At 63.5% G+C, this 24814-nt stretch carries 24 protein-coding genes; 10 read left to right on the plus strand and 14 right to left on the minus strand.

Translation table 11 applies throughout. The features are described 5' to 3' along the window. Positions 1 to 5 precede the first annotated feature (5 nt). Entirely contained in the window at positions 6 to 833 is an 828-nt protein-coding gene (locus HIM68_RS15580; protein WP_367647563.1) for an energy-coupling factor transporter transmembrane protein EcfT, read from the plus strand. Positions 834 to 922: 89 nt separating this feature from the next. On the opposite strand, the gene HIM68_RS15585 is transcribed toward HIM68_RS15580, so the two are convergent. The 5 genes from HIM68_RS15585 to HIM68_RS15605 form a co-directional block, all read right to left on the minus strand. After that, positions 923 to 1465 (minus strand): hypothetical protein, encoded by a 543-nt coding sequence (locus tag HIM68_RS15585; protein WP_172173765.1) that lies wholly within the window; start codon positions 1463 to 1465, stop codon positions 923 to 925. 39 nt (positions 1466 to 1504) lie between these two features. Beyond that, positions 1505 to 2221, minus strand: a complete 717-nt coding sequence (locus tag HIM68_RS15590; protein WP_172173768.1) for an SDR family NAD(P)-dependent oxidoreductase — start codon at positions 2219 to 2221, stop codon at positions 1505 to 1507. After that, positions 2218 to 3528, minus strand: coding sequence for an NAD(P)/FAD-dependent oxidoreductase (locus HIM68_RS15595; protein WP_172173771.1), 1311 nt, complete (start codon positions 3526 to 3528; stop codon positions 2218 to 2220). Before HIM68_RS15595 ends, HIM68_RS15590 begins: the two co-directional genes overlap by 4 nt. Before the next feature lie 62 nt (positions 3529 to 3590). Then, entirely contained in the window at positions 3591 to 4292 is a 702-nt protein-coding gene (locus tag HIM68_RS15600; RefSeq protein ID WP_172173774.1) for an SDR family NAD(P)-dependent oxidoreductase, read from the minus strand. Next, positions 4289 to 6205: an APC family permease gene (locus HIM68_RS15605; RefSeq protein WP_172173777.1), complete on the minus strand. Its 1917-nt coding sequence runs from the start codon at positions 6203 to 6205 to the stop codon at positions 4289 to 4291. The genes HIM68_RS15600 and HIM68_RS15605 overlap by 4 nt, the downstream gene beginning before the upstream one ends. 127 nt (positions 6206 to 6332) lie before the next feature. On the opposite strand from HIM68_RS15605, the gene HIM68_RS15610 reads away from it, so the two are divergent. After that, the gene (locus tag HIM68_RS15610; RefSeq protein ID WP_172173780.1) at positions 6333 to 7253 is read left to right on the plus strand and encodes a LysR family transcriptional regulator; all 921 of its coding nucleotides are present in this window, start codon (positions 6333 to 6335) and stop codon (positions 7251 to 7253) included. Between the two features lie 30 nt (positions 7254 to 7283). Here HIM68_RS15610 and HIM68_RS15615 read toward each other — a convergent pair whose 3' ends face one another. From HIM68_RS15615 to HIM68_RS15625, 3 genes are all read right to left on the minus strand, one after another. After that, positions 7284 to 7604, minus strand: a complete 321-nt coding sequence (locus HIM68_RS15615) for a putative quinol monooxygenase (protein ID WP_172173783.1) — start codon at positions 7602 to 7604, stop codon at positions 7284 to 7286. A gap of 75 nt (positions 7605 to 7679) precedes the next feature. Continuing rightward, positions 7680 to 8282 carry a bifunctional 2-polyprenyl-6-hydroxyphenol methylase/3-demethylubiquinol 3-O-methyltransferase UbiG gene (locus tag HIM68_RS15620; RefSeq protein WP_139468637.1) on the minus strand — a complete coding sequence of 201 codons (603 nt, stop codon included), beginning with the start codon at positions 8280 to 8282 and terminating at the stop codon, positions 7680 to 7682. Positions 8283 to 8304: 22 nt separating this feature from the next. Then, positions 8305 to 9180, minus strand: coding sequence for a LysR family transcriptional regulator (locus HIM68_RS15625; RefSeq protein WP_139468638.1), 876 nt, complete (start codon positions 9178 to 9180; stop codon positions 8305 to 8307). 178 nt (positions 9181 to 9358) lie between these two features. Between HIM68_RS15625 and HIM68_RS15630 the strand changes: the two genes are divergently transcribed. From HIM68_RS15630 to HIM68_RS15655, 6 genes are all read left to right on the plus strand, one after another. After that, positions 9359 to 10579, plus strand: a complete 1221-nt coding sequence (locus HIM68_RS15630; protein WP_367647564.1) for an NAD(P)/FAD-dependent oxidoreductase — start codon at positions 9359 to 9361, stop codon at positions 10577 to 10579. A gap of 102 nt (positions 10580 to 10681) precedes the next feature. Then, positions 10682 to 12217: an aldehyde dehydrogenase family protein gene (locus HIM68_RS15635; protein ID WP_172173786.1), complete on the plus strand. Its 1536-nt coding sequence runs from the start codon at positions 10682 to 10684 to the stop codon at positions 12215 to 12217. Positions 12218 to 12412: 195 nt separating this feature from the next. Then, positions 12413 to 12637, plus strand: coding sequence for a PLD nuclease N-terminal domain-containing protein (locus HIM68_RS15640; protein ID WP_172173788.1), 225 nt, complete (start codon positions 12413 to 12415; stop codon positions 12635 to 12637). Positions 12638 to 13362: 725 nt separating this feature from the next. Beyond that, complete coding sequence (map, locus tag HIM68_RS15645; protein ID WP_172173791.1) at positions 13363 to 14130, plus strand: type I methionyl aminopeptidase; 768 nt, start codon at positions 13363 to 13365, stop codon at positions 14128 to 14130. Between the two features lie 171 nt (positions 14131 to 14301). After that, positions 14302 to 15669, plus strand: a complete 1368-nt coding sequence (radA, locus tag HIM68_RS15650) for a DNA repair protein RadA (protein WP_172173794.1) — start codon at positions 14302 to 14304, stop codon at positions 15667 to 15669. Between the two features lie 43 nt (positions 15670 to 15712). After that, positions 15713 to 16105, plus strand: a complete 393-nt coding sequence (locus HIM68_RS15655; protein ID WP_139468643.1) for a glyoxalase/bleomycin resistance/extradiol dioxygenase family protein — start codon at positions 15713 to 15715, stop codon at positions 16103 to 16105. A 4-nt stretch (positions 16106 to 16109) separates the two neighbouring features. Here HIM68_RS15655 and HIM68_RS15660 read toward each other — a convergent pair whose 3' ends face one another. Next, entirely contained in the window at positions 16110 to 16913 is an 804-nt protein-coding gene (locus tag HIM68_RS15660; RefSeq protein WP_253904002.1) for a hypothetical protein, read from the minus strand. Between the two features lie 36 nt (positions 16914 to 16949). Here HIM68_RS15660 and HIM68_RS15665 point away from each other — a divergent pair, with 36 nt between their 5' ends. Further along, entirely contained in the window at positions 16950 to 17981 is a 1032-nt protein-coding gene (locus tag HIM68_RS15665; protein ID WP_172173797.1) for an A/G-specific adenine glycosylase, read from the plus strand. Between the two features lie 124 nt (positions 17982 to 18105). Here the strand turns inward: HIM68_RS15665 and HIM68_RS15670 are convergent, their stop codons facing one another. Together HIM68_RS15670 and HIM68_RS15675 are read right to left on the minus strand one after the other, a co-directional pair. Next, the gene (locus tag HIM68_RS15670; protein WP_139468645.1) at positions 18106 to 18690 is read right to left on the minus strand and encodes an amino-acid N-acetyltransferase; all 585 of its coding nucleotides are present in this window, start codon (positions 18688 to 18690) and stop codon (positions 18106 to 18108) included. A 106-nt stretch (positions 18691 to 18796) separates the two neighbouring features. Beyond that, positions 18797 to 21337: an ATP-dependent Clp protease ATP-binding subunit gene (locus HIM68_RS15675; RefSeq protein ID WP_139468746.1), complete on the minus strand. Its 2541-nt coding sequence runs from the start codon at positions 21335 to 21337 to the stop codon at positions 18797 to 18799. A 150-nt stretch (positions 21338 to 21487) separates the two neighbouring features. Here HIM68_RS15675 and HIM68_RS15680 point away from each other — a divergent pair, with 150 nt between their 5' ends. Further along, positions 21488 to 22378 carry a macrolide 2'-phosphotransferase gene (locus HIM68_RS15680; RefSeq protein WP_172173800.1) on the plus strand — a complete coding sequence of 297 codons (891 nt, stop codon included), beginning with the start codon at positions 21488 to 21490 and terminating at the stop codon, positions 22376 to 22378. A gap of 294 nt (positions 22379 to 22672) precedes the next feature. Here HIM68_RS15680 and HIM68_RS15685 read toward each other — a convergent pair whose 3' ends face one another. From HIM68_RS15685 to lysS, 3 genes are read right to left on the minus strand one after another with little or no spacing between them, the layout of a single operon-like run. Further along, entirely contained in the window at positions 22673 to 23002 is a 330-nt protein-coding gene (locus HIM68_RS15685; RefSeq protein ID WP_092015973.1) for an Lsr2 family protein, read from the minus strand. Further along, positions 22968 to 23213: a hypothetical protein gene (locus tag HIM68_RS15690; RefSeq protein ID WP_172173560.1), complete on the minus strand. Its 246-nt coding sequence runs from the start codon at positions 23211 to 23213 to the stop codon at positions 22968 to 22970. The genes HIM68_RS15685 and HIM68_RS15690 overlap by 35 nt, the downstream gene beginning before the upstream one ends. A 7-nt stretch (positions 23214 to 23220) precedes the next feature. Then, positions 23221 to 24780 (minus strand): lysine--tRNA ligase, encoded by a 1560-nt coding sequence (lysS, locus tag HIM68_RS15695; protein WP_139468648.1) that lies wholly within the window; start codon positions 24778 to 24780, stop codon positions 23221 to 23223. Positions 24781 to 24814 lie beyond the last annotated feature (34 nt).

Below are 24814 nucleotides of genomic sequence, written 5' to 3' on the forward strand. Positions count from 1 at the left end.
TCGATGTGCGTTCTCGCCCCTCCCCCGAGGTCGCCGTACAGGATCCGGGACAGCTCATCCCCGTGGTGCGTTCCACCGCTTTGGCTCGGTGCAATCCGCTGACGAAGATCGCAGTGGCCCTCATCCTCATGGTCGGGGCGCTGCTGAGCATTGATCTCATCTCTGCCGGGGTGGTGCTGCTCGCGGCAGTGCTGGCGCTGCCGGCGACGGGACTCGATCTGGTGGCCGCGGCCAAGCGGCTGTGGTTCCTCCCCGCCGGCGCTCTGCTCGCCGCTTGGGGCACGGCGCTGTTGGCGGAGAAGACCGGGGATGTGGGCGTCGACTTCGGTCCGATTCTGTTCACCACGGGTTCGTTGACGGCCGCCGCGGCGATCTTCGTCCGTGCCCTGGCTTTGGCGATCCCGCTCATTGTGCTCGCGTCGACGATCGATCCGCGTGATCTCGCCGATGCGCTCATTCAGCACCTGCGGCTGCCGGAGCTCGTCGTGGTCTCGGTTCTCGCGGCCTCGCGTCTGCTCGGACTGTTGGTCAGTGAGTGGCAGGTACTGGCGATGGCCAGGCGGGCCAGAGGCGTCGCGGGCGGTTCGCTTCTGCGGCGCACGGGCAGCCTCTTCAGCGGAGTGTTCGTCCTGCTCGTGGTCTCGATTCGCCGGGCAACGAACCTGGCGATGGCGATGGAGGGACGGGCATTCGGTCGTCCGGGCCACACGTGGCGCAGGCGGTCGAGTTTCGCGGTCCGAGATGTCGTGGCGGTGCTTCTCAGTCTGGCTGTCTGCGCGGTCGCGATCGGTGCGGCTCACATGCTCGGAGTCTGGAACCCGATCATCGGCTGAGGCGGATCGGGTGTCTCGGAGCTGCCGTGCTCACAAGAGGTCGGAGCTGTTCCACCGGCGGTCGATCAAAACTGCCGGACGGTCAGAGCTCAGAGCTGTTTGAGGAAGTCCTTGCCGAAGGCCCGCCATTCCTCCAGGGCTTCGGGGCTGGGAAGCTTTGACGTGGTGAGGACGAAGAGGGTTTTGTCTTCGCTCTTCGTCTCGGCTGCGGCTTCGACCTTGGTGCCGCCCTCGAGGTTGGCTCGCCAGAAGGAGCGCTTCGCCGTCTCCGAGGTGCGGGGATCACCGTCGAGGGCAACCTCGTTGAGGGTGTCGCCGACGAGGGACGCGAATTTTTCGATGAGTGCGGAACGATCGCCGGGAATGGTGCGGGAGACGGCGACGTCGAAAGTGCCGTCGGCGCGCTGGCCGGGGACTCGGCGTCCGATCTCCTGCTCGTAAGCGACGACGGCGCCCTGGACCCACCAGCCGTGGTTGTCGACTCTGCCGTAGAACTGGGGATAGAGAGCGTCGGCGAGCTCTTTGTGACTCGCCGACGCTCCCCCGGCCGCCTCCAAGCGAGCACGGGTGGCGGCCCATGGTTCGCCGAGGGCCTTTTCGATCGATGCGATGTTCTGCGCTTTGGTCGCCATGGGTCCGAGTGTAGACAGTTCTCCGACCTGCCAACACACCTATTTCGCTGTCAGCCCCCCGTCGATGGTGATTTCCGTGCCCGTGATGAATCGGGAATCGTCGGAGAGGAGGAATGCCACGGTTCCCGAGATCTCGTCGACCTCCGCGCGGCGACCGAACGGGGTGTCATCGGAGACGCCGCCTTCAGGCTCGTCTTCATTCATCTTCGTGGACACCCCGCCGGGACAAATGGCGTTGACCCTGATCCGCCGTTCGGCCAGCTCGAGCGCGGCGACCTTGGTCAACCCGATGATGCCCGCCTTCGTCGAGCAGTACGCCGCGTAGCCCCTGGCGCCGATCGGGCCGAACACAGAAGCAACATTGACCACTGACGACCCGACCTCCAGCAGCGGGGACGCCGCCTTCAGTCCGAGGAAGCTGCCGGTGAGGTTGACGGAGACGATTCTGTTCCACACCTCCAGTGACTCCTCGACGATGTCGGCGACGTGGATGATTCCGGCGTTGTTGACTAGTCCGTGCAGACTGCCATGCTCATCGCGCACGAATTCCATCACCGAATCCCAGCTGTCCGGATCGGAGACATCGAGGTGACGATAATCGACACTGTGCCCGAGGTCGGAAAGCTCCTTCGCCGAGGCTGTGCCGTCCTCGTCGAGGACATCGCCGATGACGACAGCCCACCCGGCTGCCGCCAGCCGTTTGGCGTGCGAGAGCCCCTGCCCTCTTGCTCCTCCGGTGATCAGTGCGGTCCTCATGCTCGCGCTCCTGTCGCCGTCGTCGACTTCTCGGCGAAGAGGAGGGCATCGACTGCCGTCTCGACTTCGGAGAGTTCCTTCAGCCATGGTGCACGAACGATATCGATGCCGTGCTCCGGTGGGAATCGCTCCGAGAGGAACCCTGCGACGGAGACCGTCCCTGATTCCTGAATTTGCAACATCTTCGCCACGAGCGCTGCCTGCATTCCGTAGATGGGAATCTGCGGCCCTCGCGGTGCAGTCAGTCCGATGTAGTACAGGTTGTCGAGACCGGCGGGGATGATTCCGGCCGCGTGTTTGACGGGCATCGTCCCGTTCTTCGCAACGAGCCGATCGTCGAGGAACGGAAGGCTCGGATTGAACCCTGTCGCGTAGAGAATCGTGTCATAGTCCCTTTGTGTGCCGTCGTCGAAGGTCACTGTCCGTCCGTCGAACCGTTCGATTGCGGGGCGGACGCTGATCCGCCCGTGATGGATCCAGTAGAGAAGAAGGTCGTTGACCACCGCGTAGCCTTCAGCCAGGGTACGTTCGGCTGGCGCCGGCAGTCCGGGATATTCCGTGTTGTCGCCGAGTGAGACCTTTGCGAGCAGGCGTGCGATGAAGTCCTGTTCCTCGGCGGAGAACTGGTTCATCCACTCAAGCATCTGTCGGGGCCTGCCGAAGTAGGTCTTGGGCTGGAAGAAGACGCCTTTGCGGACCACGATGTCGACCTCGAAGCGATGCTGTGCCGCATCCACTGCAAGATCGCAACCGGAGTTGCCTGTTCCGACGACGAGCACCCGGTCACCGTCGATGTCGCCGGTGTTCGCATACTCGGAGGAATGAATCTGCTTGCCGGTGAATGTCCCGGGCACGTTCGGGATCTTCGCATCACGCAGGTGCCCGTTGGCGACCAGCACCGCGTCGTAGTCGCGTTCGGAAACTGTGCCGTCGCTGCTCCGCGTGCGTACGGTCCATCCTCTTGTGCCGGCCGAGTCCGCTCCGCCAATCGGTTCGACCGCTTCGACTGCGGTGGAGAAGCGGATGTGATCGGTCAGTGCGAACTCTTCAGCGAAGGAGACGATGTAGTCCCTGACCTGGTCTCGGCGCGGAAAATGCGGATAGTCCGCCGGCATCGGGAAGTCTTCGAAGAACGTCTGATCCCGGGCGGTGATGAGGTGGAGCGCATCATAGTCGGTGTTCCAGTGTCCGGCGACGCGGTCGTCCTTCTCGAAGCAGTCCGCGTCGATCCCGGCCTTGCGCAGCTGGGCGAGCGCGGAGAGTCCGGCGGCTCCGGCACCGATGACGGCGTACTTCGGTGTGGTCATAGCGGTGGTTCCTTCCCGACGGGATTGGGGTGGGCAGATATGCGGGGTATCGCAGGGAGGCATCAGCGGATCACGTCCCCGCCGGAGATGACGACGGTCTCCCCTGTCATGAATCCGGCATCGGCCGACGCGAGGATAGCGACCCAGCGTGCTATCTCCTCTGGCTGGGCAACTCGCCCCAGAGGCACGGAGACGGCGGCAGCTTCCATCCGTCCGGTGGCCTTGTTGCCTGGAGTGTCGACCCAGCCGGGGGCGATGGCATTGACGCGGATCCCTCGGTGGGCGAGCTCGAGGGCGAGGCTCTTTGTCACCATGACGACTGCGGCCTTCGACGCCCCGTAGACGAGCTGGCCGGGAGAGACGGTGAACGCATCGACGGAGGCGAAATTGACGATCGCTGAGCCTTGCGACATCCACGGCAGGGATTCGGCGGAGACGTTGAGAGTGCCGAGTACGTTGACATCGAAGATCGCTCGCACGGTGTCGGAGGTGTAGGTTTCGATCGTCGTCGGCGGGAAGATGCCGGCGATGTTCGCGACGAGGTCGATCGACTGTTCGTCTCCCGGTTCCCCGAGGTAGTCGCCGAGGACCCGGCCAAGACTGTCTCTGTCGGTGATGTCGCAGGTGAGGAAGGTGGTGTTGTCCACCTCTTCCACCGCCTCGGCGATGTCGATGCCCACCACCGTCCAGCCGTCGGCGGCCAAGGTGCGCACGGTGGCCAGCCCCATTCCGCTGGCAGCACCGGTGACGACTGCTGTGCTCATTCCGGATTTCTCCTCTCCTGTGCGGGTGTCGAAGGAACGTCGTCGAAGCTGTCATCGCCGTCGTTCGCGGCTTCGCGTTCGATGCTCTCCTGTTCGAGTGCTTTCAGCTCCGGGGTTGCGAATCCGGTCTTATCGGCCCCGAGGTAGGCGATGTAGCCGATGATGATGGCGATGAGCGAGTCCCACGGAAAAATGACTGCAGGAGTCGGCAATGGGCCGTACTCGCTGAAGGCGGAGAGGATGAGTTCGGCGAGGAGAAGGAACACCAGCCAGTAGCCTGCACGCAGGTGGCGCACTCCCTCTCGCTTGGTCATCAGCCGCAGCACGAAGAGGAAGGCGACGGTGAGCACGGTGATGCCGATGAGGAACTCATAGACCTTCCCGGGGTCATCGACCGCCATGTCCGACGGGGCGAGGATGAACCCTCCGCGGACACACACGATCACCCAGGCGATGATGAAGACGATGGAGAGGACGATCGAGGGGGCCCGCTTCGTCCACCCGTTCTTGACGCTGAAGAAGATCGCGTAGCAGACCATTGAACCGAGCAGGATGGCGTCGAGGTTGGCCAGGGTGATGAACCCGCACCAGAAGATGATGATCGTCGAGGCGATGAAGCCGATCGGGGCGAGCACCTTCGACCACGGCAGACGATAGGGCCGGTGCAGCTGCGGAGCGTGGTGTCGCATGACTCGGATCGCCGCCGGTGCGGTGAGTGTGGAGAGGACGAGGGCGGAGGAGATGAATCCGACGAGGCGGTACCAGCTCGGGGCCGGGAGGAAGAAGGCCAGCCCGATGGCGAAGTTGACGATGATCGCCCAGGCCGGGACGCCGTGCCGGTTTATCCGGGTGAGGATGGACGGGAAGAACTTGTTCGTCGCCAGGCCGTAGGCGACTCGGGAGGCGCTGCCGAGGTAGAGGTACCCGGCGGCTCCGGGAGAGATGACTGCGTCGAGGAGGAGCAGGGACACGAATGCTCCGAGGAGGGCGATCCCGGAAGCCTTGAGCGCGGCGCCGAGCGGCCCATCGGCCCAAGAACTCGACATCAGTGCCGCCCAGTCGCCGGGGTTGACTCCGGCGTCGGCCCAGTTGATGGCGCCGATGAAAGCGATCTGCAGTCCGGTGTAGATGCCCAGAGGGATGAGGATGGACCCGATGGTGCCCAAGGGGATATTGCGCTTGGGGTTCTTCACTTCGCCGGCGAAGTCGATGACGCCGCGGAAGCCCATCATGGCGAAGGCGATGCCGGAGATCGCCACAGCTTGGAAGGTCGCACCAAAGCCTTCCTTCGTGCCACCTGCGTTGCCGAAGAATGCGTGGTCGGTGTAGTTGCCGGCGTTGAAGACGAGAAAGAGGAGGGCGAAGGTGGCAGTCGGGATGATGATCTTCCACCAGGTGATCCATCGGTTGGCTTCGCTGAGCAGCTTGACCCCGAAGATGTTGATGAGCATGAATACGAACATCACGACGATGCCGGTGATGATGCCGTTGGGCCAGGCGAGCATCGAGATTCCCTGTCGCGTCTCGAGGAGCCCGAGATTGGGAAACAGACCGCCGACGTAGGTGATTGCGGCGACCGCTTCGATCGGCGGCAGAGCGAGATTGGCCAGCCAGTACGACATGCCCATCAGCCAACCGGTGAGCCCGCCGTGTGAGAGATAGGGGTAGCGCACAATCGCTCCGGAGAACGGCAGTGCTGCGCCGACTTCCATCCAGGACAGGGCGATGAGGGTGACGAGTGCGCCACCGATGAGCCAGGAGATCACGGCCGAAGGACCGGCCATTCCGGCAGCCGAGAGTACTGCGAAGAGCCATCCCGAACCGATCTGCCCGCCGATGGCGATGAACATCGCGGACTGCAGCGTCATGCTGCGTTTGAAACGTGCGTCACTGCGATAGGTGACTGCGGCCATGAGGTCCCCCTTTGGATCCGTCGTACTGACCAGGTGGCAACAGTCTGCCGAGAACTCGACACAGGCGGAAGACGGCAAATCAGAGCATCCGCCCAAGGTTGAGCCTTGAGCGCGTTATGCTGTCGACATGAGTGAGGGTCCGACGCTGAGGCAGCTGGAATACTTCATCCGCACCGTCGACGAGGGGTCGTTCGCGGCCGCTGCGACGAAGGAGCATATGGCTCAGCCGAGTCTGTCCGAGCAGATCAGGCGGCTCGAGCGACGCCTGGGGACGACGTTGTTCGTGCGCACAAACTCGCGTCTGCGGCTGACCGACGTGGGCCGGCAGCTCGTGCCGAAGGCGAAGGCGGCGATCGAGGCCGCGGCCGAGGTCTCACGGGTCGCGAAGGTGACCACCGATCTGTCGGGAGGAGAGGTCTCCTTCGGTTCGTTCCGCAGCGCCCAGCATTACCTGCTTGCTCCGTTGATCCTCGCCTTCAATGAGCGGTTCCCGAACGTGCGGGTCAGGGTCGTCGGCCTCAATTCGTCCGACGTCGCAGATGCAGTGCGCCGCGGCGACCTCGAAGCCGGTCTCGTCGAGCTGCCTGTCGATCCGCACGGACTGCAGGTTTCGGCGCCGGTGCTCTCGGACGACGTTGTCTATATCAGTGCTCATGGCGAGAGGACCAGACGCCCGGTCTCTCTCGATCAGGTTGTGCCCAGTCGCCTGGTCCTCGCCGAGGCGAGCTGGGGTACTCGAGATCCGATGCGCCGGCTCCTTGCTGAGAGAGCACAGTCGGAGCAGATCGACCTCGATCCGTTCATCCAGGTCGAGTACGGCGATGCGGCCCTGGAGATAGTCTCACGAGGGACGTTCGACACGATCCTGCCGCTGGTAGAACTGCAGCGCCATCCGCTGCGGGACCAGTTGTCCTGGGCCCATCTCTCCCCCGCTTTCCCGGTCGATTTCGCTTTCATTTCGCGCAGCGATGCCGAACTCTCACCGGCGACCGAGGCTTTCATCGCGATGTCGAAGGGGCCCCTGGAAGAGTTCCAGGGGCCCTGGTGAAGGGTGCGGACTCGGCTGCTCCGAGACGAATCAGCCGATCTTGAGCTCGCCCATCTCGTCCCAGCCTTCACCGTCGATCTTGCGGGAGATGATCTTCGGGGTCGACACCAGGTGCGGGCGCATGGCTTCGAGGCCGGCGGCGAAGTGATCGCTGGTGACGTGCGGTTCTGCGCCTTCATCGGTGAATGCCTCGACGAGAACGAACTCGTTCGGGTTTTCCAGACTCTTCGACCATTCGAAGAAGAGATTGCCGGGTTCGGCGCGGGTCGCCTCGGTGAAGGCCCGAACGGCTTCGGGGAACTTCTCGACACTGTCGGGTTTCACGTCATATTTCACGACGATGAAGATCATGATCATTCTCCTTCAGTTGATCAGCAGTATGGGTCGATCCCAGCCTAATTCTGCCGCCCTTGCGAATCGACCGGCTCACAGCCTTTCGGCGATGAGGACGAGGAAGTCGCTGTCAGCTTCGAAGGGGCGGAGTTCCCAGGTGGAGAACTTCTGGTCGACGAACATCCCCGTGGCCTTGACGTCCTCGATGAAATCGTCGAAATCATACCCGCGTCCGGCACCGAAGCCGGACACGAACCGGCCGCCGTGTTTGAGCGTCGATTTGATATTGCCCAAGGTCTGCCGGCGCGAGGCGGGATCGAGGAAGGACAGGACGTTTCCGGCGCAGAAGGCCACATCGATCTCGGTGATCCCGGCGCCGGCGAAATCGAAGTCGGCGAGGTCGCCGGTGTGCCATTCACCGCTGGGGAAGTCCTCCTCGGCGACGGAGATGAGGAATTCGTCGAGATCCACGCCGAAGACGGTGTGCCCTTCGTCGATGAGCAGTCCGCCGGCCCGGCCGGTTCCGCAGCCGGCATCGAGGATGCGCGATCCCCGCGGAGCCATGGCGTTGACGAACCTGGCCTCACCGCCGATGTCATGCCCGGCGGCCGCAAGATCTCGCCACCGCTGCGCGTAGTTCGCCGAATGGTCGGGGTTGGCCCTGCGTACCTTATTCCACTGATGGTCGAAGCTCATGCCCTCATCCTAGGCCGGAATCTCAGGCGAAGACTTCGGTGACCACCTTAGCGACCGCCCGGACCGGATCGCTGGGGTCCGGGGAAGTCAGCACGATGATCTCGCGTCCGCCCGCCTCGACGACGGGGTGGAGGTCGACGTCGGACCCACCCAACGACATCATGATCGGCGTCGCCAGGGTCAGGCCGAGCCCGGTCCCGGCGAGCGCCAGCGCGACCGCGGTGTCCGTGACGATATGGGTCTCCTTCGCATTGATTCCCAGCGCCGAGGTGGCCAACCGCATCGCGCGGCCGAAGAGCTCCTCGGCCGGCGGTAGGATCCAGTCGGCCTCGGCCAGATCGTCATCGCTCGGCCGGGACGTCCCCGCGGGGACGACGATGCCGAAGTCTTCCTCGGCCACAGCTTCCCAACTCAGCCCGCGCATCGGCGGCAGCGGCGCGGCCGGGTAGTTGATCCCGATCCCCAGGTCGATGATCCCGTCGATGACGGCGGCCGACATGGTCTCGACATTGATCTCCCGCGCCCGGACTTCGATATGCGGATGGCGCTCGGCCAGCGCCCGCACCACCTTCGGCAGCGCCGTCGTCGATGCCGATCCGAAGACGCCGAGGGTGACGATGGCCTCGCTGCGGAAGTCCCGGCCGAGCATCGCCATCTCCGCCTGCTGCTGAGCGGCGAGGATGTTCCGCGCCCTGGGCAGCAGGGTGCGCCCGGCTTCGGCGAGGACGAGCCCGCGGCCGCGCCGTCGGAACAGGTCGGAATCGACGACTCTGCGCAGGGCTGAGATGTGCTGGGACACGGCCCCGACGCTGTAGCCGAGGTGGTCGGCCGCCCGCGTCATCGATCCGAGTTCGGCCACAGCGACGAAAGTGCGCAGCTGTCCGAGCGTCCATGTCATGGCAGCGCTCTCCTGTCTTTAGGTTTCTTGAACACAGTGTTCACAAACTCTCGCTTGTTCTTAAGTGTGATGGCAACCACAATGAAGTCAAGACACAGACGCCGACATCGCCGTCGGCACTCTCCGTTTCCGGGGCGACCAACGACGGTCGCCCCGGCAGCAGACAGCGAGGTGAACCGTGGAATCCCCCACCGCATCAACCACCACCCCTCACACCGACGGGGTCCCCGACACGTCCAGAGCCCTGCCCGCCGAAGCCTCCGTCGTCATCATCGGCGCCGGCGTCATGGGAGCGGCCATCGCCTACCACCTGGCCGAACGCGGAGTCCGCGACATCGTCATCGTCGAACGCGACACCCCCGGAGCCGGATCGACGTCGAAGGCCGCTGGAGGTGTGCGCTGCCAATTCTCCGACGAGGTCAACATCGCCTTGGCCGCCCGCGGGCTCGAAGTGCTGCGGAACTTCGAAACCGATTTCGGCGTCGACATCGACCTGGTCAGCAACGGCTATCTGTTCCTCCTCGACAACGATGACGACGTGCGCGCGTTCACCGACAACGTGGCCCTGCAACAGCGGATGGGGCTGGATTCGCGGATGCTCACCATCGCCGAGGTGGCCGAGCTGGCCCCGTTCGTCAACACCGAAGGGCTGATCGCCGGGGCGTTCAATCCCGGCGACGGTCACTGCACCCCCGAGGCCGTCGTCGCAGGCTTCGTCACCGCCGCCCGCGAGCGCGGGGTCACGGTGGTCAAGAACTGCGAGGTCACCGGATTCGACACCGACGGCGGAACGGATCGCATGGCCACCTCGGTGATTACGAATCAGGGCACGATCAGCTGCGAACAGGTCGTCGTCGCGGCGGGAGCCTGGTCCGGCCCCATCGGGGATATGGCCGGGGTCGACCTGCCCGTGAAGCCGCTGCGGCGGGAGATCATGGTCTCCGAGCCCGTCGATTTCGACACCTCGCGGATGCCCTTCACGATTGACTTCTCCACCAGCTACTACGTCCACCCGGAAGGAACCGGGCTGCTGTTCGGCTGCCCCGATGAGGTCGATGACTGGTCCTTCAACGACAAACGCGACCCGAACTGGCTGGCCACCCTGGCCGAGCACATCGAAGCCCGCACCCCGGAGCTCGGCGATGTCGAAGCGAAACACGGGTGGGCGGGACTGTATGAGATGACGCCCGACCACAATGCCCTCATCGGCGAGGCCGAGGAGAGGCCGGGATTCTTCTACGCCTGCGGGTTCTCCGGTCACGGCTTCCTCATGGGCCCGGCCGTCGGAGAGGTCGTCGCCGACCTCATGACCGGCCGCACTCCCTTCGTCGACGTGGCCCCCATGGACAAACGACGCTTCTCCACCACCGGACTGCGTAAGGAGCTCAATGTGATCTGAGTCCTCGCACACCCGCCCCTCACCTCCCACCTCCCCGCAACGACTGAACTCCACCGACCGGCCAAGCGACCGATCGACACAGCAGACGACGAAAGGACAGCAATGACCGCACTGCCCACCGATCAGACCATCACCGACCTCCTCACCTCAGGATTGAGCGCCTGCGGAGTAGACGCATCCGCTCTCAAGGGATCGGCCGCCTCGGCGAGCCTTCCGGCCCGCTCCCCCATCACGGGACAAGACCTCGGCACGATCGCCGCGGACACCGCGCAGACAGCGGCGGACAAGATCGCCGCAGCCCAGACCGCGTTCGAGACCTGGCGGGACGTGCCAGCTCCCGCCCGCGGTCAGCTGGTGCAGCGGTGGGGACAGCTGCTCGGCGAGCACAAGGAGGATCTGGCCAAGATCATCACCGTCGAAGCCGGCAAGACCCCCTCCGAGGCGGCCGGCGAAGTCCAGGAGATGATCGACATCTGCGAGTTCGCACTCGGTCAGTCCCGGCAGCTGTGGGGCAAGACCATGCCCAGCGAACGGCCGGGTCACCGGCTCATGGAGACGTGGCATCCCCTCGGCGTCGTCGGTGTCATCTCCGCATTCAACTTCCCCGTGGCCGTGTATTCCTGGAACACCGCCCTGGCCCTGGTCGCCGGTGACGCGGTCGTGTGGAAGCCCTCAGAGAACGCCGTGCTCGCAGCCCTCGGGGCACAGTCGCTGCTGACCCGGGCCGCCGCCGAGGTGGGGGCACCGGAGAACCTCGCACCCGTCCTCGTCGGTGGCCGGGACATCGGAGATGTGATGGTCAGGGATTCTCGGGTGGCACTGGTCTCGGCGACCGGATCGGTGCGGATGGGTCGCGAGGTCGGACCCGTCGTGGCCGAGCGCTTCGGCAAAATCCTGCTCGAGCTCGGCGGCAACAACGCGGCGATCGTCGCCCCGAGCGCCGATATCGATCTGGCGCTGCGCGGAGTGGTCTTCGCGGCCGCCGGAACGGCCGGCCAGCGGTGCACGACGCTGCGGCGGCTCATCGTGCACGAATCCATCGCCGACGAGTTCGTCGACAAGGTCGTCGCCGCATACAAGACGCTGAGCATCGGATCGCCGACCAATGAGGGAGTGCTCGTGGGACCGCTCATCAATTCGGGTTCGTACGATGCGATGCAGGCGGCCCTCAAACAGGCAGAGGCAGAGGGCGGCGAGATCCTCTGCGGAGGCGGCAGGGTGCTCGCCGATGAACGCCCCGATGCCCACTATGTCGAGCCGGCAGTGGTGCGGATGCCCAATCAGAGCGCAGTGGTCACGGAAGAGACGTTCGCCCCGATCCTCTACGTCGTCACATATTCGGATCTCGATGAGGCACTCGAGATCCACAACGGAGTGCCGCAAGGTCTGTCCTCGGCGATCTTCACAGCCGAACTCGCGGAATCCGAGAAGTTCCTGTCCCGCTCCGACTGCGGAATCGCCAACGTCAACATCGGCACCTCCGGTGCGGAGATCGGCGGTGCTTTCGGCGGTGAGAAGGAGACCGGCGGCGGACGCGAGTCGGGTTCGGATTCGTGGAAGGCCTATATGCGCCCGGCCACGAACACGATCAACTACTCCGGAGAGCTGCCGCTGGCTCAGGGAGTCGAGTTCCTCTGAGAGAGCTGAGTCCTCTGGGGCGAATTGAGGTCCTCGACCGGTGGGCCGGTGGGCCGGTCGAAGCGCAGGCTGGCCTACCGACGACTCTTCACGTCGCTCAAGTGCCAGCGCTGATATCACGTGGTACACGACGCGATATCCGCGCTGGCCCCTGAACGAGCGACTTTCGTACAAAAACCAAGGTAGATTGATGCCATGAGCAAAAATCCGCTACTGCCCGCCGCCTATGACGTGATCTGGTCCGGAGTCGTCCTAGTGCTCGTCGTCCTGCTCATCTGGGCAATGGTGAGCATCGCCCGATCAGGACTCGACCCTCGGGTGAGACTCGTCTGGGCGATCATCGTCCTGCTGCTGCCCGTCGTCGGACCGATCTGCTGGCTCATTGCACGACCGCAGAAGTCGGACACCAGTCTCAGCTGACGCGCAATCGCGCTCAGGTCACGCGAAACTCGAAAAAGTCGTCGCCAGTGACGACTCTTTCGAGTTTCGCGTTGACTGATCAACTCTCGTGCAGGACAGCGTCCTCAGCGTTCGCTGCTCACGCTCTCGTCTGGCTCTGCACTCGAGGATGCAGAATCATGCTCACGCTGGCCGTCTGCACGCTCTCTCCGCCGCTGGTCACGGAGAACGAAAGCGAGGCAGAGCAGTGAGCAGGCGGGAAAGACGATGAGCGTGAGAACCCAGGGCCCGCCTGCACGGAGGTCCTCTTCACCCGACAACACCGAAGTTGCCAGAACGATGCCTGCGCTGTAAGCCATGATGATGTGCCTCATGCTCCGCACCCTACGCACCGGGAAATCAAGACACAAGCATCCTTGCCCGAAGTCGGAACTGCTGCCTGGTTCACGACCCCACCTCCGAGAGGTCCCCGACCTTTTAACGCCCGCCTTCGCGCATCGATCAAGGGCTCGCTCGAATCACACGACGTAAACGGGGCGATATTCGAGCGAACCCTTGAACGAGCAGGTTTCGGGCAAAAGTCGGCTGTCCGGTAGACCGAACCGAGTGACGCTGAGCTCCGACCGCGACTGTCTGCTTGCCCACAGAACCGGGTGCGGCCGCGACTTCAGCATTGCCGAGGACTAAAATCGAGTCTGGACCAGTGAACGCTGTTGAAACCCTGCACCTCATTGAAGGAGACCCCTGTGATTGAGCTGAAGACGCCCGCCGAGATCGACAAGATGGCGGTGACCGGCCGTTTCGTCGCGAAGACCTTGGCCGAGCTGACCTCGATCGCAGAACCGGACATGGACATCATGCACCTGGAGAAGACCGCGCGGAAGATGATCGAGGATGCCGGAGCGAAGTCCTGCTACTGGGACTACGCCCCCTCCTTCGGCTCAGGCCCCTTCCGCAACGTCATCTGCCTGTCCGTCAACGACGGCGTCCTCCACGGCAAACCGCACAGCCACGTCCTCAAGGACGGCGACCTGCTCACCCTCGACTTCGCCGTCTCCATCGACGGCTGGGTCGCCGACGCCGCCCGCTCCGTCGTCGTCGGCAACGGCAGCGACGAAGACCAGCGCCTCATCGATACCACCTGGGCCGGTCTCGAAGCCGGAATCGGTGCCGCCCAAGCAGGCAACCGCCTCGGCGATATCTCGAAGGCCATCGGTGACGTCGCCGATGCCCACCGCATCCCCGTCAACCTTGACTTCGGCGGCCACGGTCTCGGCCACACGATGCACGAGGATCCGCACGTGCCCAACCGCGGCAAGGGCGGTCGCGGGTTGGTCCTCAAACCGGGCCTGACCCTGGCGATCGAACCCTGGTGGTCGTTCACCTCGAAGAAGCTGTCCGTCGATAAGGACGGTTGGACCCTGCGCCTGGCCGACGGTTCGAATGGTGCCCATTCGGAGAACACGATCGCCATCACCGAGGATGGTCCCCGAATCCTCACCACGCTCGACTGACCTGGCTGCCGCACTCTGCCGGCAGGGGCGTCCGACGAACTCATCGTCGGGCGCCCTTCTGCATTCACCGGGCTCCCCCACTGCAGTGCGCACCGGCCAGCTCTCCTTGTCACTGAGGCCGGACTCTCGAGCAAGGACTCTCGTGTCAGCGGCCCGTGCCAGAATTGCGGTATGTCTTTCACATGCTCGGAATGCGGCTATTCGACAGTCAGATGGTTGGGACGCTGCCCCGAATGCCAGGCCTGGGGCACCCTTGAGGAAAAGGGCGCGAACTCGTCGAAGGTGAAGACGAAGGTCAAGAAATCCAATGCGGCGAAGCCGATCAGCGAGATCGACTCGTCGCTCGCGCAGGCGAGATCGACGTTCGTCCCCGAGTTCGATCGGGTGCTCGGCGGTGGCATCGTGCCTGGCGCCGTTGTCCTGCTCTCCGGCGAGCCGGGGGTCGGCAAGTCGACGCTGCTGCTCGACGTCGCCGCGAAGATCGCCATGTTCGGGGTCAAGGTTCTCTATGTCACCGGTGAGGAATCCGCCGGTCAGGTGCGGCTGCGCGCCGAACGGATCAATGCCCTGGCCGACTCGCTGCTCCTCGCCGCCGAGACCGATCTGGGGTCGGTACTGGGAATGATCGAATCCGAACAGCCGGAGCTGCTCGTCGTCGACTCGATCCAAACTTTGGCATCCTCCGAGGTCGAAGGCATCCCCGGCGGAGTCACCCAGGTCCGCGAAGTCGCCTCCGCCCTCATCAGGGAAGCCAAGGCCCGGTCTCTGCCGACTGTGCTCGTCGGCCACATCACGAAGGACGGCACGATCGCCGGTCCTCGCCTTCTCGAGCACCTCGTCGACGTCGTATGCACCTTCGAAGGTGAGAGGCATTCGCGTCTGCGTATGCTGCGCGCGGTGAAGAATCGCTTCGGCCCCACCGACGACGTGGGCTGTTTCGATATGGAGGAGAACGGGATCAAGAGTCTCGAGGACCCGTCGGGACTGTTCCTCTCGCGCAGCGGTGCGAATCCGCCCGGCACTTGCCTAACGGTGACGCAGGAGGGCAAGCGACCGCTGCTCGTCGAAGTCCAATCGCTCATCACAGAATCCGCCGGCGGCCAGTCCCGTCGCTCGGTCTCCGGAGTCGATTCCTCCCGAGTGGCGATGATGCTGGCTGTGCTCAGCCAGAACGTCGCGCAGGCGAACCTCGCCAAGAGCGATGTCTTCACCGCCACCGTCGGCGGAGCGAAGCTCTCCGAGCCGGCCAGCGACCTCGCGATCTGCATGTCCCTGGCCTCGGCGCTGCTCGGCAAGCCGCTGGCTCGCCACCTCGTCGCGATCGGCGAAGTCAGCCTGTCAGGGGAGATCCGCAATGTCCCCAATCTCGGCCAACGCCTCAACGAAGCCAAACGACTGGGCATCACTCATGCCGTCGTCGCCAAGGGAGCCATGACCAATGTGGCGGCACCGGACAAGATGGAGGTCGAGGAGTGCGAACACATCGCCGGGGCGGTCGAACTGATGCTGACGAAGCAGGGCCTTCGGGAGCAGAAGTGAGAAAGTTCGGGACTTTCGCTTGGTTTTGGAGCATCCTGGTGTCATGACCACGACAGTTTTTCCCGCCTTCCGGACCACCGATGCCGCAGCGACGATCGAACTGCTGGTCACGCTCGGGTTCACCGAAAGACTGCTCGTGCGCAATGAGCAGGACCCGGCCCTCGTCGAGCATGCCGAATTCGCGCTCGGTGACAACGGCGGGATCATGTTCGGTTCGGTCCGCAACGACGGATCGGCACTCGATGCAGTGGGCGGAAGCTCGATCTACGTCGTCGTCGACACCGAACGAGAAGTGGACCGACTCTACCAGGAGATCGTCGACCTGGGGCATGCGATCGTGCGACCGGTAGCGACTCAAGACTACGGCGGCCGCGAATTCGACTTCCGCGACCACGACGGGAACTCTTGGGGAGTCGGCTCCTACCGTGGTGCCTGAGGACTCAGTCCTGCGGGTCCTCTGACTGCTTCTCATCCGAGGAGTCCTTCTCGCCGGATTCCTTTTCCGACTTCTTCTCCTCGTCGGCTTTCTTCTTCTCCTCCGCGGCCTTCTTCTCCTTGGCCTTATCGGCGGCGCTCTTCTCGAGCTCGAACGGCGTCGGTTCGCTCTTCTTGTCATCGAGCTTCACGATGAGCTCGTAGTCGCCGGGGGCGAAGTCAGCGTCTTCGCGGTTGCAGTTCTTGTCGACCTTGATCCGGTTCCATTTGAGCTTCGCAGTCTTCTCCGACTGCGGGGCGAACTCCGTGGAAGCTTCGGCATTCTCGTCTTTCGCCGCCGCGCAGTACTCCGACGACCACACGACATCACCGTTCTTTTCGACGATGAATTCCTGCTTATCGGTACCGACCTCGATGAGGCACGTGGCGGTGTGGCCGTTCTCGATGACCATGCCGAATTCGGGTTCTTTCCCGTCCTTCACGGATTTCGGATCGACCTTCGCCTTCAGCGAGACCTTGTCCTCCGGGCACTTTCCGCTCGCTGCCTTCTTATCCGGCACGGGTGCCGCCGTCGTCGATTCGGCCGGGGTAGTCTCCTCGGATGCAACCTTGTCCGATCCGTCGCTGCGGCCGCCGATGGCTTTGACGATACCGACGATTCCGAGCACGAGAAGCCCCAGGACGAGGAGGCTGGCCACAGCAAGCGTGATGCGGCGTCGGCGGTACACGTGAGCAGGCAGCTTCCCGCTAGACTGGCGAGGCTGTCCGGCAGCTCTGTTCGGCTGCGAACCACGATTGGAAGGAGTCATCGCTTTGAGCCTAGGCCGAAGCGATTGAGCATCCAAATGACACACCGAGCCGGTCCCGAATCGAATCCCTCCGGGTCGACCTCCGCCTTCCCCGAGGTGTCCGAACCTGTGCTCAGACGAGTCCAGGACACCATCATCACCTGGTTCGAGGACACCGCCCGGGACCTGCCGTGGAGGCACCCGAAGACGAGCGCCTGGGCAATCCTCGTCAGTGAGATCATGTCCCAACAGACCCCTGTTGCCCGAGTCGAACCGCGATGGCGTGCGTGGATGGACAAATGGCCGACACCAGCCGACCTCGCCGCCGCCCCGACCGCCGAAGTCCTCCACTCCTGGGATCGCTTGGGCTATCCGCGCAGAGCGCTGCGACTGCAGGAAGCCGCCGAAGTCATCGCCGCGGACCTGGACAACCGGGTTCCCGAAACGACTGAAGAGCTCGAACGACTGCCGGGCATCGGTTCCTATACCGCCGCCGCGGTCTCCTCCTTCGCTTTCGGTCGAAAGACGACCGTGCTCGACACGAACGTGCGTCGGGTCCTCATCCGCCTCTTCGCGGGCAGGGAACGCCCCACCACCTCACCTGGCCGGAAAGAGACCACTTGGGCGGCGGCCCTCGTACCCGAGGACAAGCACGTTGAGTGGAACGCCGGAGTCATGGAGTTCGGGGCCCTCGTCTGCACGGCACGCAATCCCGACTGCCCCGCCTGCCCGCTCCAGGACATCTGCACATGGAACCGATTGGGCAGACCCGCCTCGGCGACGAAACCGAAGACTCAGAAGTGGGCAGGCACCGATCGACAGCTGCGCGGCGCGATCATGGATGTCCTCAAGGCAGCGCACGTCGCCGGGGACGACCGACGCGGTGTCCGGCTCGACGTCTTCACCGCCTCGGTGACCGACTTCGACCCGGCGGATCTCGACTCACTGGCCGAATCGACGGCCACGGCGGTGGTGCGAGTGCGTGAACTCAGTGCGGACCAGGACAGGATCAATCGGCTCATCTCCGACCTCGTCGACGACGGTCTGGCACAACAGGTCGATGGCCGATTGGCATTGCCGAACAGCTGAATCAGGACCCGAACGTGGCAGACGTCGCCACTGGACGGTGCGTGTGCGGCAGTCGCCTACACTGGCCGGTGAGAGCGTGGCCAAGACCGACGCCCGCCGGTGACGGGCAGGATCAGGGTCTGCCTCAGAGGTATTTGATCATCCGTGAGTTGCCCAGGGTATTCGGTTTGACCCGGGCCAGGTCGAGAAACTCTGCGACGCCCTCATCGGTGGAGTGAAGCAGCTCGACGTAGACCTCGGGTGAGACGGGGATTCCCTTGATCGGTTCGAAGCCGAGCGAACCGAAGAATCCGGTCTCGAAGGTCAGGCAGAACACCCGGTCGACTCCGATCTCACGAGCATCGGCGAGCAGCTGCTTGATGATCGCCTTGCCCACTCCCCTGCCCCGATAGTCCGGTGACGTGGCCACCGTGCGCGCCTCGGCGAGATCCGCCCAGATGATGTGCAGGGCGCCGCAGCCGGCGAGGATCTCGGAACCATCGGGCTGCGGGTCGACGACCAGCCAGAACTCCTGCAGCGACTCGAAGTAGGTCACCGTGTCCTTGGCGAGCAGGATCCGCTCACCGGCCAGCGGTGCGACCAGGGCTTCGATGCCTTTGACGTCGCCGGTCCTCGCGCGTCGCAGGTACAGACCTCCTGGGAGTTCGTGCTTTGAATGATGGTCCTCGGAGATCAGTCCGTGATCGAAGTCGCCTGCGTGTGAGCTCATACCGACATTCAACACCATCACCCGAGGCGAACACGAAAGAGTCCGGGGAGCCGGCTGCTGCCGACTCCCCGGACTCTTAGGCGTCATCCGAGAAGGTGATGAACGATCAGGCCGAGGTCTCCGAGGATCCGCTCGAACCGGACGAACCCAGTCCTGCGAGTTCGCCTTCGTCATCCTCAGCGGGCTTCAGGCTCTCGGTCTCGATGCCTTCGAAGGTGAACTCAGCGTCCTTTCCTTCGCCCTTGACGTCGACCTTGATGGTCTGGCCGCGTCCGATCTCCTTGAACAGGATCTTCTCCGACAGAGTGTCCTCGATCTCGAGCTGGATCGTCCGACGCAGCGGACGGGCACCCAGGACGGGATCGTAGCCGCGCTCGGCGAGCAGATCCTTCGCCTTGGCCGTGACGTCGACCTTCATGCCCTGATCGGCCAGGCGGACGTCGAGACGTTCGAGGAAGAGATCGACGATCTTGATGATCTCGACCATGCTCAGCTGCGGGAACACGATCGTGTCATCGACCCGGTTGAGGAACTCGGGACGGAAGTGCTGCTTGAGCTCTTCGTTGACCCGCTGCTTCATCCGGTCGTAGTTGGTCTTCGTGTCACCCTCGACCTGGAATCCGAGCTGGAGTCCGCTCGAGACATCACGCGTACCGAGGTTGGTCGTCATGATGATGATGGTGTTCTTGAAGTCCACCTCACGACCCTGCGAGTCGGTCAGTCGACCATCCTCGAGGATCTGCAGCAGCGAGTTGAAGATGTCCGAGTGGGCCTTCTCCACCTCGTCGAAGAGGACGACCGAGAACGGCTTCCGGCGGACCTTCTCCGTGAGCTGACCGCCCTCTTCGTATCCGACATATCCCGGAGGCGAACCGAACAGTCGCGAAACTGTGTGCTTCTCCGAGTATTCGGACATGTCGAGGCTGATGAGCGAATCCTCATCGCCGAAGAGGAACTCCGAGAGAGCCTTGGCCAGCTCGGTCTTGCCGACGCCGGTGGGGCCCGCGAAGATGAACGAGCCGGAGGGGCGCTTCGGATCCTTCAGCCCGGCGCGGGTACGACGGATCGCCCGCGAGATCGCCTTGACTGCATCGTCCTGACCGATGACGCGCTTGTGCAGCTCGTCTTCCATCCGCAGCAGACGCGAGGACTCTTCCTCGGTGAGCTTGAAGATCGGAATGCCGGTGGCAGAGGCGAGCACTTCGGCGATGAGATCGGCATCGACGACCTTCGAGGTGTCGGTGCCGGACTTGCGCCACGCCTCGGTCTGCTCTTCCTTCTCCTTCTGCAGCTTCATCTCGGAATCGCGCTCCGAGGCTGCCAGTTCGAAGTCCTGAGCATCGATGGCGGCTTCCTTGCGGTGGCGGGCCTCGAGGATCTTCTCCTCCAGGTCACGCACCTCTTGGGGAACCGACAGACGCGAGATGCGCAGCTTGGCACCGGCTTCGTCGATGAGGTCGATCGCCTTGTCCGGCAGGTACCGGTCGTTGATGTAGCGATCGGACATGTTGACAGCGGCTGCCAGGGCTCCGTCGGTGACGGTGACCTTGTGGTGCGCTTCGTACTTGTCACGCAGACCCTTGAGGATCTCGATCGAATGCGCCAGCGACGGTTCGGGAACCTGGATCGGTTGGAACCTGCGCTCGAGAGCGGCATCCTTCTCGATGTGCTTGCGGTACTCGTCCAGCGTGGTCGCACCGATGGTCTGCAGCTCTCCGCGAGCCAGCATGGGCTTGAGGATCGAAGCGGCATCGATCGCACCTTCGGCGGCTCCGGCACCCACCAGGGTGTGGATCTCGTCGATGAAGAGGATGATGTCGCCGCGGGTGCGGATCTCCTTGAGAACCTTCTTCAGACGCTCTTCGAAGTCACCGCGGTAGCGGGAGCCCGCGACCAGCGAACCGAGGTCAAGTGTGTAGAGCTGCTTGTCGGCGAGGATCTCGGGGACATCGCCGTTGACGATGGCCTGTGCGAGTCCTTCGACGACAGCCGTCTTGCCGACACCGGGTTCACCGATGAGGACCGGGTTGTTCTTCGTCCGGCGCGAGAGGATCTGCATCACGCGCTGCATCTGCTCGTGCCGGCCGATGACCGGGTCGAGCTTGGCCTCGCGGGCCGCAGCGGTGAGGTTGGTGCCGAACTGGTCGAGCACGAGCGATCCCGAGGGTGTTCCCTCTTCGCGGCCGCCGGCGGACACGGGCTCCTTGCCCTGGTAGCCCGACAGCAGCTTGATGACTTCCTGGCGGACGCGTCCGAGGTCCGCGCCGAGCTTGACGAGCACCTGCGCGGCAACGCCTTCGCCCTCACGGATGAGGCCGAGCAGAATGTGCTCGGTGCCGATGTAGCTGTGACCCAGCTGCAGTGCTTCACGGAGGCTGAGCTCGAGGACCTTCTTCGCCCGCGGGGTGAAGGGGATATGGCCGCTCGGAGCCTGCTGTCCCTGACCGATGATCTCCTGGACCTGGTCGCGCACCTGCTCGAGGGAGATGTCCATTCCCTCGAGTGCCTTCGCTGCCAGACCTTCACCCTCATGGATGAGGCCGAGCAGAATGTGCTCGGTGCCGATGTAGTTGTGTTTGAGAAGTTTCGCTTCTTCCTGCGCGAGCACCACGACGCGTCGTGCTCGGTCGGTGAACCGCTCGAACATATTCATCCTCCTCGGTCTTCTGATTCTTCTGAGCCTAACCACCACGACCGCGGTTCTATTGCAGGTTTCGCCATCAGCCGAAACCGTTTGGCTGTGGGCGAAATTCTCTAGACTCGAGACCCACACAGCAACGTCAGAGAGGACGCAGACATGCCCACCGATCCCACGATCATCCGGGACCTGGCCCGGGCCCACGGTCTCGACATCATCACCGATTCCATCGTCATCAACGAGCTCGGCCTCGACTTCCAGGTCGCCATCGCCGAGGCGGTCGACGGCGGAGCGTGGGTGCTCCGGATCCCTCGGCGTCCGGATGTCTCTGCCCGCGCCGCCGTCGAGGGCCGGTTCCTGGGCGCCATCGCACCGCATCTGAGCGTCGCGGTCCCGGATTGGCAGATCCACTCGAATGACCTCATCGCCTACCCGCTGCTGCCGGGCACTCCCGGACTGACGATCGATGACAGTGGTCAGCCGCAGTGGCATTTCGATGTCGAATCCTCTGAGTATGCCGCATCGCTCGGATCAGTCCTCGCCGAACTTCACACCGTCGACCCGGCTGTCGTTCGGGACACAGGCATTCCGGAGTTCTCCCCCACTGAGATCCGACAGCGCAAGCGCGAAGACATCGACAACGTCGCCGCCGAGTTCGAGGTGGCGCCGTCCCTGCTCCGGCGGTGGACCGCGTGGCTCGACGATGACAGCTATTGGCCGTCGTTCTCAACCGTGACTCATGGCGAGGTGTACCCGGCTCATCAGCTCATGGACGGACCCGTCAATCTGAGCATCCTCGACTGGACGACCGCGGCAATCGGCGATCCGGCCAGAGATTTCATGTTCCATCACGCCAGTGTCTCGGCCTCAGCGTTCGAGAACACGAGCGCGCGATACGTGGAAGCCGGCGGTCGGATCTGGCCCAGGTTCGCCGAGCACTGCGGCGAGCTCTACTCGACGTCGCCCGTCGAATTGGGGCTGTACGCTCTGCAGACCGGAGACCCGGAGCATATGAGCGCGGCACGAACTCAATTGAACCCGGAGAACTGAACCGACTTCAACAGCCGTGCGGTGAGCAGAGGTCTTTCCTCAGCCGCAGTGCAGGCTCCCTTGATTCGTGTGCAGCTTCTTCGAATCATTTGGCTGCGGCATCAATCGATATGATTTTCAACTACTCTCCACCTGGCAATTGTCTGTGATGTTTCATCACTGCTGTGTTGCCGCATCGCCGGATGAGGGCAATTGATATTACCGAGGTCGAGCACAAAAAGACCGAGGGGCCAGCGATTCAATTCGCTGACCCCTCGGGTCTAATCGGAAGTTATCGGCTTTCGAATGAGCCTCTTACTTCTCCGCTGCTTCGTATGCTTCGACGATCTCCAGCGGGATCCGTCCACGATCACCGAGCTGGTACCCGTTGTTCTGAGCCCACTCGCGGATCTTCGCCGTGTCCCGCTTGGGGCCCGACGAGCCCGCACGGCGGCCACGGCCACCGGTGTTGGCTACACGACGTGCTTTGGCGATGAATGGGGCGAACGTCTCACGGAGTTTGTCGGCATTCTCGGTTGAGAGCTCGAGTTCGTACGTCGCCTGGTCGAGGCTGAAACGAACGGTTTCCGCCGCTTCGCTTCCGTCGAAATCATCCGTGAGAACGAGGCGCATTTCCCTTGCCATGTTCACTCTTTTCGTAATCAGAGGTTTTTGTCGCTGTCATCTTAACATCCGTTCGGGGATTATCGTCGACTTCGCTAACTTCAATCTCTGAATAGTATTTATCTACCTGTTCGCGTTCATTGCGATCTGCGCGGACGATATTCCGGAACACATACCAGAACAGCAATCCCACACAGATCGACGGGAGCAGCGCTTTGAGGATATCCAACATAATCAGATCAGCCCTCCTGAGCCGAGTCCTCCTGCGAAGAAGCCAAAGGCTTGGTGAATGGGAACAGAATGGTTTCACGAATTCCCAAACCGGTCAGCGCCATGAGCAGACGGTCGAGTCCCATGCCCATTCCGCCGGTCGGCGGCATTCCGTGCTCCATCGCCATGAGGAAGTCCTCATCGAGGCCCATCGCCTCATCGTCACCGCGAGCGGCGTCCGCGGCCTGAGCCTCGAAACGCTGACGCTGGATGATCGGGTCGACGAGCTCCGAATAGCCGGTTGCCAGCTCGAAGCCGCGCACATACAGATCCCACTTCTCCACGACGCCCTTCTTCGTCCGGTGCTCACGCACCAGAGGTGAGGTGTCGACCGGGAAGTCGGTGACGAAGGTCGGAGCCCAGAGCTTGTCCTGGTAGAAGTGCTCCCACAGCTCTTCGACGTACTTTCCGTGTGAGCGGAAGACTCCGCCCATGTCGACGCCGTTGTCGGCGGCGATCTTGTCGAGGACGTCCAGCCCGGTCTCCGGGGTCACCTCGACGCCGGACAGCTCGGACAGGGAGTCGTACATGCTCACGACCGGCCAGTCTCCGCCGAAGTCGTAGTCCGTGCCGTCGTCGAGAGTGACGACGAGCGATCCGGTGGCTTCCTGGGCGGCATTCTGGATGAGGGTCTTCGTGAGATCGGCGATCGAATGGTAATCGCCGAAGGACTGGTAGGCCTCGAGCATCGCGAATTCCGGGGAGTGAGTGGAGTCAGCACCCTCGTTGCGGAAGTTGCGGTTGATCTCGAAGACGTTCTCGATTCCGCCGACGACCGCCCGCTTGAGGAACAGCTCCGGGGCGATGCGCAGGTACATGTCGATGTCATAGGCGTTCATATGCGTCTTGAACGGGCGTGCCGAGGCACCGCCGTGCATGGTCTGCAGCATCGGCGTCTCGATCTCGACGAAGTCCTGGTCCGCGAAGGTCTTCCGGAGCGACGACATCACCTTGGCACGGGTGAGCATCGTCTCCCGAGCCTGCTCGCGGGTGATGAGGTCGAGGTAGCGCTGGCGGACGCGGGTGTCCTCGGCGAGTTCGGTGTGCAATCCGGGCAGCGGGCGGAGGGCCTTCGACGCCATGGTCCAGGAGTCCGCGAGGACGGAGAGCTCACCGCGCTTGGACTTGATGACCTTTCCGTGCAGGAACAGGAAGTCGCCGAGGTCGACGTCGGTCTTGAAGTCGTCCAGGCGCTCCTGGCCGACTTCACGCAGCGAGAGCATGCCCTGCAGGCGGGTGCCGTCACCGGACTGCAGTGTGACGAAGCAGAGTTTGCCGGTGGTGCGGACGAAGACGACTCGGCCGATGACGCCGACGACAGCCTCGGTCTCCTCCCCCGCTTCGAGACCGTCGTGGGCGGCGTGGACCTCGGCGAGGCTGTGGGTGCGGGGCACCGTCACCGGGTAGGCATCGGTTCCGTCGTCGAGGAGACGCTGGCGCTTGTCCTTTCGAATCCGGATCTGTTCCGGATCGAGGTGTTCGGGTGAAAGGTCTGCGTTCTCAGGTGTCTTCGAGTCGGTATTCGCCATGCTTCAAGGCTACCGTGGACGGGCCGCACGGGGG

The sequence above is a fragment of the Brevibacterium sp. CT2-23B genome (assembly GCF_013168765.1).
Taxonomy (GTDB): Bacteria; Actinomycetota; Actinomycetes; order Actinomycetales; family Brevibacteriaceae; genus Brevibacterium; species Brevibacterium sediminis.